Origin of the sequence: Streptosporangium sp. H16, assembly GCF_051918855.1 — a bacterium.
In the GTDB taxonomy this organism is placed as follows: Bacteria; Actinomycetota; Actinomycetes; order Streptosporangiales; family Streptosporangiaceae; genus Streptosporangium.
In genome coordinates this window covers 51,027-59,756 of record NZ_JBPXMD010000040.1, presented here as the reverse complement: position 1 = coordinate 59,756, position 8,730 = coordinate 51,027, and the positions used below count along the sequence as shown (strand labels likewise).

Sequence of the window (8,730 nt, the reverse complement as noted above, 5' to 3'; positions counted from 1 at the left end):
GGCCTCAACGCCGCCACCGGCGAGTACGTCAACCTGTTCGAGACGGGCATCATCGACCCGGCCAAGGTGACGCGTTCGGCGCTGCAGAACGCGGCGTCCATCGCGGCGCTGTTCCTCACCACCGAGGCCGTCATCGCCGAAAAGCCCGAGAAGGCCGGAACCGCCCCCGCCATGCCCGGCGGCGGCGACATGGACTTCTAACCGATCGTTTCAGAATGAGGTTCGCGGGCGGCGGAGGCATATGAGGCCGCAGGCCGGTTCGGGCAGCCCGTGGTGGAGGTCGGCGCGTCGTTCGTAGCGGGTGCGGAGTCGTTTGAACTGGTGCGGCCAGGCGAAGGCGCGCTCGACCACCCAACGCACCTTGCCCAGTCCTGAGCCGTGGGCGAGACCGCGTCGGGCGATCATGGGTTTGATGCCGTGCTTCCACCGCAGGCGGCGGTACTTGTCGAAGTCATAGCCCCGGTCGGCGTAGACCCGCAACTCAACCCATTCTAAAACAATCAGAGTGACCAATTAGTCAGCTTTACTGGATTCAGCATCAGCCACACATTCGTGACACCTTCATCGTTGACGTCAAAGGTAACCATTCCGTATCGACGCCCTTCATTTCGAAGAATGTATCCGAGACCGTCAGCTGTGTCGCGTCGCTCAAGACGGAGGGCGGGCTGCTTGCGCATCACTCCCATGAACCACCGGGCTACATGATCCGACCCACGGATGACCTGAGGTGCGGCATTGACGAAGCCGCCGCCGTCTACTCGTAGTTCGACGTCTGGAGCCAACACGCGGAGCAGGTCCTCGATGTCCCCTCTGACAGTTGCACCACGGAATGCCCGAACAACCTCATCATGCTGGTGGGGAGAAACCTGTGCGCGTCTTCCTCGTCGAACGTGGCGGCGTGCGGACGTTGCCAGTTGCCTTGTTGCTGCTGCTGAACGACCTACGACACCAGCAATCTCGTCAAACGGGACGCCGAACACATCATGCAGGACGAACGTCACTCGCTCTGCTGGGGTCATGGCCTCGAGGACCGTCAGCAATGCCATGCTGACGGCATCATCGAGGGTGACACGTTCGAGCGGATCAGCAGCGAGATGACTGGAGTTCAGTGGCGCAATGGCTGTGTCTGCAAAGAGGTCAGCCGGAACTGGCTCCGGCAGCCATTGCCCGACGTACGTCTCCCGTCGTGCCCGCGCGGAACCCAGCAGGTCGAGTGAGATGCGGCTCGCAACTCGAATCAGCCATGCTACAGGCGCGGCAATTTCGTCGCGTTCCTCGGGCTCAAGGCGGTACCACCTCACATATGTCTCTTGCACGACGTCCTCGGCATCGGCCAGGGTGCCCATCATGCGAAAGGCTAGCGACAGCAGACGATGCCGCTCCGCCATGACCGAATCGAGAGCCCGTGATTCGTCACGCTCGGCTTTTCCGAACTCTGCGGATTCAACAGGAAGATCTTCCGACATGGGGCACCCTTTCCCATTGGGCGCAGCACGCCTAACCTATTGCCTGGCGGTCAGACGTTCCCGCCTCTCTCCACTATCGCATTCAGGCGGTGGGGATCCCTGTAATCGGGTACCGCACGCTGCCTGTCCGGCACGCGCCGCGCGGAACCATGGCATCGAGGGGCTCCTGTCCGTCCACGGTCACAACCTCACGATCGTCTCCGCGATCGGCCAGAGTGGCACGGAAGAGGTCGTCGTGGTAAAACCGGTCGGGTCCAGCGATCTCGACCACACTTCCCGGCTCCAGCGTCGTGACAGCCTCGGCGAGCAGCTCGACGACTTCGTCCAGCTCGACGGGCTGGATGAATGACCTCGGAGCGAGAACCTTTCCGTCCACGGTGTGCTGGTCAATGAGGACAGGGATGTAGCTCTGGAACTGGGTGGCCCGAATGATGGTGGCGGGGATCGAAGCGGATCGCACGGCCTTCTCCTGCGCCACCTTGCCGAGGTAGTACCCGATCTCAGATGCGTCCCCTTCTCCAACGCCGACAATGGAGAGCACGATGTGATGACGCACACCTGCCCGCTTGCCCTCCGCAGTCAGGTTGTTGATCGCTCCCTCGAAGAACGAGATTGCCCCCTCCGCATCAAAGCGGGGGGTGTTGAGGACGTTCACGATGGTGTCGACTCCGACGAGAGCCTCGGTGAGCCCCTTGCCCGAGATCACGTCGATCCCGTCCTCGAGTCCTCCCGAGACCACCTCGATGCCCTTGGCCTCCAGGTTGTCAGCAAGGCGGGACCCGACACGGCCGCGCCCACCAGCGATGAAAACCTTCATTTCCTCACTCCGTTCCGGGGCACCAGTCGCTGCCCTCACCAACAGGACGACGCAGGCCGGAAAAATGTGAGGTTGCGAAGCAGGCTTGCTACCACACCGCGTCCTATGTGGTGAGGCGGAGGAGTCGCTCGTAGCAGCCTCCGCCGCCTGCGAACCTCATTCTGAAACGATCAGTAAGTCCGTCCCCGGTCACGGGCTTCCGGGTCCCCGGTCACGGACTCCGAGTCCACTTCCAGTCACGGCCGGACGGGCGCCTCCGGCCACGCACTCCCGCGTCCGCCCCCGGTCACGGCCGGACGGGCGCCTCCGGCTCCCGGACGCCCTCCAGGAGGGTCCTGGCCAGCGCGGCGGCGAACTCGTCGAGCGGCTGGGCGGCCGGTCCCGACGGCAGGCGGTCCCCGGCGAAGGCCTGCAGGAAGGCGCGCTGGAAGCACGCCCCGAGGAACAGGGCCGCCGCCGCCTCGGGGTCGGCGTCGGCGCGGACGCGCCCGGCGGCACGCTGCTCGCGCAGGTAGGCGGCCAGGGAGTCGAGCGGCTTGTGCGGGCCCATGTCGAGCCTGTCCATCTCCTCGCCGTGCCGCCGCAGCAGCGCCGGATCGGAGAACAGGGAGGCGGCGATCGGGAAGGACGACGCGTAGAACGCCACGGCGTGCCGGGCGATCTCGGCCAGGGTCTCCTCGACGTCACGCCCGTCCGCCTCCCCGCTCTCCAGCTCGGCGAGGAGCGGGGCGAACCGGGGCAGCCGTTCCTTCAGGACGAACGTGAACAGCTCCTCCTTGCTGTCGAAGTGCTTGTAGAGCGCGGCCTCCGAGCATCCCGCGGCGCGGGCGATCTCCTTGGTGGTGGTGCGGGCCAGCCCGATGGTCCGCATCAGCTGGTCGGCCGCGTCCAGGATCCGGACCCGCGTCGGCTTCATGCTGGGCGCTCCCCGCGGTTGACGAATGGGTGGGTGAACACTCACTCTAATGGTTAGTGAGCACTTACCCACCAGGAGGGCACCATGAAGCTGACCGTCTGCGGAGCCACGGGCGGTACGGGCCGGGAGGTCGTACGACAGGCGCTGGAGGCGGGGCACGAGGTGACGGCGGTGGTGCGCGATCCCGCGCGGCTGCCCGGCGACCTCACCGGCGTGCGGGTGGTGACGGCCGACGTGACCGACCCGCGGTCGTTGCGTCCCGCGATGGAGGGACGGGACGCCGTGATCTCGGGTCTGGGCCCGCGCAGCAGGAAGCTCGCCAGAGACGGCGTCGTCGCGCCGGCGACGCGGGGGATCCTGTCAGCCATGGAGGTCTGCGGGGTGCGCCGCTTCGTCGCGGTGAGCGCGGCCCCGGTCGGCCCGTCGCCGCAGGGCGACCCCTTCCTCGACCGCAGGATCATGACCCCGCTGATCCAGAGATTCCTGCGGGACGTCTACACCGATCTGAGGGCGATGGAGGAGGCCGTCCGCGCCGGCGACACCGACTGGACGGTCATGCGGCCGCCCCGCCTGCTGGACAAGCCCCGCACCGGGACCTACCGGCTGGCCGTCGGCGGCAACGTCCCCGGCGGACGCACGATCGCCCGCTCCGACCTGGCCCACGCGATCCTCGCCCTGCTGGACGACCCGGCGACCGTGAGGCAGGTGGTCGGCATCGCGTACTGAGCCCCGCGAACCTCCGGCGCCCCGCTCCTGCGCGACGCGGGCACGGGGGCACGGGGGTACCGCCGGCCCGGACGTTCCCGACGGTCACCCGGATCCGACAGGCCCCGGCAGGACCCGGCCGAACTCCGCGGGACCCGGCACGGGAGCATCCCGGGGGGTGCCGGGACCGGTGCCCTATCCGGGCTCGCCGGTGAACGCCCGGGCGAACGCGTCGTGGACGGGCGTTCCGGGGGCGTTGTCGAGCACGGCGAAGACCACCCGCTCGAAGCGCCCGTGGAAGGCGCCCGAGGGGCCGAGATGCGTGGCGAAGCAGGCCGCCACGAGCGCGGGCGAGTTGCGGAACACCCCGCACCCCCACGCGCCCAGCACGAGCCGGCGCAGCCCCGAGGCGGCGAAGAGGCCCAGTGCCCTCCCCGAGCGCTCGAACAGCACCTCCGGCAGGCGGGCGCGCCGCTCGTCGTTCTCGTCCATGGCACCGGCGTTCGGCGCGGCCACGGTCAGGAACGAGACGGGGTACGGACGGGCGAGCAGGGCGTCCCGGTCGTCCCTGAAGACCGGGACCGCGGGCGAGAAGATCGCACGGTCGCTGTAGAGCGGGTCGCCCCGCTTCCGGTGGAAGGCGTAGAAGTCCGGCGCCTCGACCAGGCAGCGGTAGAGCCCCGACGCGTACGCCAGGCTCTCCTCCTGCGCCTGGGTCCCCCGCAGGAAACCGCCCCCGGGATTCTTCGCCGAGGCGAAGTTCAGGCAGCCGACGGCACCGTCACCCCAGCCGTCCCCGTTCCCGTCCCCGTTCCCGTCACCGTTCCCGTCACCGTCGATCCCGTCGGCCCCGGCCATCCGGCGGGCGGCCGACAGGGAGGTCTCGTTGACGACCTCCACCGAGGTCGCGACGGCCGGGGACGCGGCAGGCGGCCCGACCGTCTCGTCGGGCCCCCACAGCCGGGTGCCCGCGACGGCACCGGCGAGCTCTTTCGCGATGGACACCCGCCCCCGCGAGGGGTGGTCGTACCAGCCGCGCTCCAGGATCTCCACGGTCTCCGCGGCGAGCGCCCGGCGTGCTTGCGTCATCATTCCTCCCTGTCTTCCCTGGGCAAAGTTATCCTCACAGTGAGAAATTCTCAATACGAGAAAGACATGGAAGCGAGATTCCTCGGCACGGGCGGCCGGGGAGACGTACCGGTGCGAAGTTTCGCGGCCCTCTTATCTCGAACTTTCCGACTCGGCCAACCGGCTGGCGACCCAGTCCGTGCCCACGCAGGAGACGAGCGAGATGAGCCTTCGTACAAACCTGTCAGCTGCCTTGGGACTGATTCCGAGATCGCGGGTGGCGCGGGCCACCAGCTCGGCACCGTCCGTCGGGACGTCCGCGCAGATACCGGCTAGCAGCCCCCGGTGGTGAACGCCTTGGTTCGCCGTACGTTCACCGGCGATCAGCGTGGACAGGGTGCGGCGGGCGAATTCCTTCTCCTCACCGAGAATGAGCAGGTCTTCGGGGTTGTGATCCAGCGCGGGGAAGAGCTCGGGAAAGAACTCGCCCTGCTCCAGGTGGATGGTCACATTGGCCATGAAGAAGCCGGGCCGTAGCTCACGAAGCCGGTCCAGGGCGGCACGAAGCGAGCGGCGAGCGGCGAGCGGGTCGAGGTGGTGGCGGTCGAGCAGGTCGGCGGGAATGTCGTAGGGATCGCGGGCCCCGTTCCGCAGCCGGGTGACGGCGTCGGTCAGCAGCGCGAAAGACGTCTCGTCGTCGCGGAGTGGCCGCGCCCAGTCGGACTTCCCGAGGTCGCGCAGCGGCTGCGCGGAGGCGCCGCGCCCCATCGCGTCCTCACGGCACGTTCGCGCCTCGATGTTTCGCAGAGGGTGGTGGACGAGCTGGGCGCGAGCCGCGCGAACTCCGGCGGGTTCCCCGTTGCCGGGCCGCCGCCGGATCAGACGCGCCATGAGATCGATGTCGTTGACGGCGGCCTCCGGCGAGGTCACCCAGCGGGCGACCGTGGCCATCTCGCGCACCGCCTCCCCCGCCCTCGTCCGGGGAGGCGTTCCCGCCAGGGCTTCGCGCAGCCTGGTGTATCCGCCGAGGAGATGGTCGTCGATCGTCCGCTCGCACTCGTCGCACCAGCGCGTCCCGTCGGCTCCGCTACAGGGTCTGCCACCGTGGCGGGCCCTGCGTAGCGGTCCGCGCGCGACGTCCCTCATCGCCGGGGAGACCAGCGAGAAGTAGGCGAGGAAAGCGACCGGCTCGGGTGCTGCGGCAACGGCGGCGAGGTTCATGGCGGCGTCCTTCCAAGGCATGACAGGAGAACGCGTCCGAATGGGACGGTCTCTCGACATCGGCCTCGAAGTCCGAGGCCCTCAGAAGGAGCGACATGAAGCGCTCAAGCTCGCAGGCGACAGCCGTTGAACGCAACCAGAGTGGCAGGAGGCATGATCAGCGTCAACCGCTTTCGCGATACGCTCGATTAAGTCCATTTATGACTGATTTGTAGTGCTTAATAAGCTCATCATCTCTTCCACGTGTTCCGTCCAGCTCATCCGCCGCCCTGCGGACCAGCTCCCGCACGTCGCCACGGCCACCCCCCACCTGACGGCGCCCTCCACGACCCCGCTGATCGAGAGCATGCCCCTGCAGAGCGGAGTTCGCCAGCTTCGCAAGAGCGTCCAGTGCCGGATTCCCCGTACGCAACTCCGCCCAGATTCGCCAGGTGAACAGCGCCGGACGGATCGCCTCCACCGCGAGGTAGGCGGCGAGTTCGCGATGCTCGCCGCACACCTCGGCGACCAGCAGCAGGCGTCGTCTGGCGGCGGAGTAGCGCTCCTTCATCGTCCAGTCGTCCGGAGCCGGGCCGAGAAGCTCCATTTCAAGGGTCGCCAGACCGGGCAGCGCCGCGCGCAGCAGGCCGGAGCCACGCTCGATCAGCCGACGGGCCGTCCGCAGGTCCAAACGCCTGACGGCGCTCATCGCCAGGCCTGCCAGCACCCGGTCGGCACCGAGACGCGCCGCCACCGGCCGACCGGTACGCAGTTGGGGGACGGCACCCGGCACGCGGACCAGTTCCGTCACCCAGAGCGGGCAGGCAGCGGTCAGTGACCACTCCACCCCGGCCGCGATCATGCCGTAGTTCGTCATCGGCGGCCCGGGATTGAGCACGAGAACAATCTCGTCGACATCGCGCGGACTGCCCGACCCCATGCGACCGGTCGGCGGCGTCTCGGCCCGCAACGCGGTGACGACGACATCGTGAATCGACTGCAGGTCACCCGAGACGCCCTCGATCACTCGCGCGTCCACCGACTCGCCGGAGGTCTCGGCCGCCCACCGGGCGAGCCGGTGTGCCCGCTCCCGTGTCTCCTCGCTGGCGAGCAGCCTGAGCCGTAGAATCCCGCGGCGGGACAGCAACGCACGCCGTTCCCTCAGCCCGGCGAGAACCGTCTCCAATGCCGTCTGATCCTCGGTGTCCCTGCCTTCCCGGTCCAGTCCGACGGCCAGCAGCCCCAGAACGTCACCGCTGCCCAGGACGGGCCATCCGGTTCTGCCGGTGGCTGCGACGAGCTGGAATCCGGGATCGTCCTTCTCCCAGCGGTCGGCGGCCCTGAGCAGGGTCCGCGGCAGTGGCCCTGGCTCCACCCGCTCCGGCATCAAGTGCGCCCGATGGGTGGAGGCCGCCGTGTAAAGGCCGGTCAGCGCGTCGTCCCTGATCATCTGAACGCAGGCGGCGTCACCGACCATCTCGACGGTGCGAGCGGCCGCGCGAACAAGCGCGGACAGCCTGCCGGACCCACCGGCCCGGTCGCCGAGCGCGGCGACGAGCTTTCCGATCTCGCGTTCGGTGCGTGCCGTCAGAACCTTCTTGTCCTGGTCGCGTTCGAACGACCTGCGGAGTTGTTCCGCGAACCATGCTCGCAGCAGACCGTAGTCGGCTGCCTCTCCCCGCCCGATCCGCTCGAACAGAGCGGCCTGCACGGTGGGCCACTCCTTCGTGAACCAGTCGGCCTTCCCCGGCGTCAGGCCGGGAATCCCGGCCGTCCGGGAACGGTCCCGCAATCGTGCGGCGACCTCCAGGTTTCCGGCCTGCCGGGCGGCGAGCAGCTCCCAGAGCACCTGGTTGGCCGGGTCCACCTCGGCGAGACTGTCCCAGAACCGGTAGCGGAGCAGCCAGGCCGCCAGATGGGCGTCCATGTCGCGTGGCCTGTCCAGCGAGTACGGCCGGTCCGGGGTGTCGAGGTGGACGATCCGCGTGGGGCGGCGCGTCTCCAGGGCCGCGCACAGAGCTCCCACGCTGAGCGCGAACGCGCCCGAACCGCAGCTGATCAGGATGTCGTCGGGGTGGTGTTCCGCCAGCCACCGGCTCATGGCCCCTGCGGCGTCCCTCAGCGCGGGGTCGCCGAGCCTGACCACCGAGACCGCGCCCGGCTCGAAGCGAGCCCCGCACATCCCGGCCTCGGAGGTGAGCAGCCTCCGCATGGCCTCGGCGTGGTCGGCGAACGTTCCTCCTCCGGGCGCGCCGGGATTGGTCGTTCCCAGCAGGACGAGCAGGGAGACCGGGATGCCGGCCGCGGCCAGGCCTTCGAAGATCTTGCGCAGAGGGCGACGGTCCTTGCCCGTCGCCCTCGGGTCACCCTCGAAGACCGCCGTGTCGGAAGTCCACCGGCCCGCGATCTCCGGGTCATCCGCGCGCATCCCGGCGAACCCCAGATCACCGCCGCCGACCGCATGGACGAGCAGCGTTCCCTCCGTCTTCTCCGGAACCGTGTTTCCCGGAACCGTCCTTTCCAGAATTGCGTCCTCCCGCTGCCACCGAAACGCGACC

At 68.6% G+C, this 8,730-nt stretch carries 8 protein-coding genes and 1 pseudogene; 2 read left to right on the top strand and 7 right to left on the bottom strand.

Annotated features, from left to right (window positions below):
* Positions 1 to 201, top strand: a 201-nt coding sequence (locus tag ACTOQ2_RS38395; protein ID WP_440106056.1) for a TCP-1/cpn60 chaperonin family protein, incomplete at its 5' end; no start/stop codon positions are given.
* Between the two features lie 9 nt (positions 202 to 210).
* On the opposite strand, the pseudogene ACTOQ2_RS38390 reads toward ACTOQ2_RS38395, so the two are convergent.
* From ACTOQ2_RS38390 to ACTOQ2_RS38375, 4 genes and pseudogenes are all read right to left on the bottom strand, one after another.
* Positions 211 to 474 (bottom strand): annotated as a pseudogene (locus ACTOQ2_RS38390) (transposase); the annotation flags it as partial.
* Between the two features lie 26 nt (positions 475 to 500).
* A complete protein-coding gene (gene sigJ, locus ACTOQ2_RS38385) occupies positions 501 to 1,466 on the bottom strand; it encodes an RNA polymerase sigma factor SigJ (RefSeq protein ID WP_440106054.1) in 966 nt (321 codons plus the stop codon).
* 82 nt (positions 1,467 to 1,548) lie between these two features.
* Entirely contained in the window at positions 1,549 to 2,283 is a 735-nt protein-coding gene (locus ACTOQ2_RS38380; RefSeq protein ID WP_440106052.1) for an SDR family oxidoreductase, read from the bottom strand.
* 286 nt (positions 2,284 to 2,569) lie between these two features.
* Positions 2,570 to 3,199 (bottom strand): TetR/AcrR family transcriptional regulator, encoded by a 630-nt coding sequence (locus tag ACTOQ2_RS38375; RefSeq protein WP_440106050.1) that lies wholly within the window; start codon positions 3,197 to 3,199, stop codon positions 2,570 to 2,572.
* Positions 3,200 to 3,283: 84 nt separating this feature from the next.
* Between ACTOQ2_RS38375 and ACTOQ2_RS38370 the strand changes: the two genes are divergently transcribed.
* Positions 3,284 to 3,925, top strand: a complete 642-nt coding sequence (locus ACTOQ2_RS38370; RefSeq protein ID WP_440106048.1) for an NAD(P)-dependent oxidoreductase — start codon at positions 3,284 to 3,286, stop codon at positions 3,923 to 3,925.
* Between the two features lie 174 nt (positions 3,926 to 4,099).
* Here ACTOQ2_RS38370 and ACTOQ2_RS38365 read toward each other — a convergent pair whose 3' ends face one another.
* The 3 genes from ACTOQ2_RS38365 to ACTOQ2_RS38355 form a co-directional block, all read right to left on the bottom strand.
* Positions 4,100 to 4,993, bottom strand: coding sequence for a TIGR02452 family protein (locus ACTOQ2_RS38365; protein WP_440106046.1), 894 nt, complete (start codon positions 4,991 to 4,993; stop codon positions 4,100 to 4,102).
* Positions 4,994 to 5,125: 132 nt separating this feature from the next.
* Complete coding sequence (locus tag ACTOQ2_RS38360) at positions 5,126 to 6,193, bottom strand: hypothetical protein (protein WP_440106044.1); 1,068 nt, start codon at positions 6,191 to 6,193, stop codon at positions 5,126 to 5,128.
* A gap of 163 nt (positions 6,194 to 6,356) precedes the next feature.
* Complete coding sequence (locus ACTOQ2_RS38355; RefSeq protein ID WP_440106042.1) at positions 6,357 to 8,600, bottom strand: hypothetical protein; 2,244 nt, start codon at positions 8,598 to 8,600, stop codon at positions 6,357 to 6,359.
* Between the last annotated feature and the right edge of the window lie 130 nt (positions 8,601 to 8,730).